This window comes from Streptomyces sp. 13-12-16 (assembly GCF_002114215.1).
Classification (GTDB): domain Bacteria; phylum Actinomycetota; class Actinomycetes; order Streptomycetales; family Streptomycetaceae; genus Streptomyces.
Map to the genome: position 1 here is coordinate 1 of NZ_NCTE01001159.1, position 862 is coordinate 862.

Annotated in this window: 1 protein-coding gene and 1 pseudogene; one reads left to right on the forward strand and one right to left on the reverse strand. The window is 73.1% G+C overall.

The window, feature by feature from the left end:
- Positions 1 to 190 (forward strand): annotated as a pseudogene (locus B7767_RS36795) (isocitrate lyase/phosphoenolpyruvate mutase family protein); the annotation flags it as partial.
- Between the two features lie 9 nt (positions 191 to 199).
- Here B7767_RS36795 and B7767_RS36800 read toward each other — a convergent pair.
- A complete protein-coding gene (locus B7767_RS36800; protein ID WP_085575809.1) occupies positions 200 to 613 on the reverse strand; it encodes an SsgA family sporulation/cell division regulator in 414 nt (137 codons plus the stop codon).
- Positions 614 to 862: the final 249 nt, after the last annotated feature.

An 862-nucleotide genomic window follows, 5' to 3' on the forward strand; every position in this document is an offset into this window, starting at 1 on the left:
CGCCCCGCCGGTCGGCGAGCTGGCCGCCCTGGGCGTCGCCCGCGTGAGCGTCGGCTCCGGCATCGCCCAGGCCGCGCACGCCCTGGTCCGCCGCGCCGCGCGGGAGCTGCTCGACACGGGGACGTACGACGCGCAGACCGGCGGGCTGGCATACGGCACGCTCAACGCACTGATGAGCGGAGGGCGTTAGCCGGACACGTCACGCGTCGCGCATCAGCTCCGCGAGATCGTGGTCCAGGTCGAGCCGGAGGTGCTCCAGACCCGTCGGCACCAGCTCGCCGGTGGCCTCCAGGAACCGGCGCAGCTCGCCCGAGCGGACGTGCACGACGGCGGTCCCCTCGGGGGCGTGGAACTCCAGCACGGTGCGGTCGTAGCCGTACGGCCGGACCCGTACGTCGCCGTCGCCCTCGGGTTCCTGCATCCCCGCGGCGAGCAGGTCGCGGGCGAAGGTCCAGCAGACCTCGACGCCCTCCAGGGTGGCGGGCGCGGGGAAGGTCATGTGGACGGCGAACGGATCGTCGCGGTCGTAGTGCAGGGTGGCGGGAATGCTCGGCATCCGCGGCGCGGCGGCGACGAGACGGGCCTCGACGGTCTGCTCGATGACGGTGGACAACGCCTTGCTCCCTCGTGACGGCTGGACAGGCTACCGGGGCGGATCGGATCGGCTACTGGATGAGACGACGGAATCGGCCAATCCGTGCACACGAAAAGCGAGTGACCTCTGTCACCGCCTTCATGCACCCGTGTGACACGGCTCTTCCCGGACGTCCTCCGGGACACTCGTGCCGCCTGCCGCCTGCCGCCTGCCGCCTGCCGCCTGCCGCCTGCCGCCTGCCGCCTGCCGCCTGCCGCCTGCCGCCTG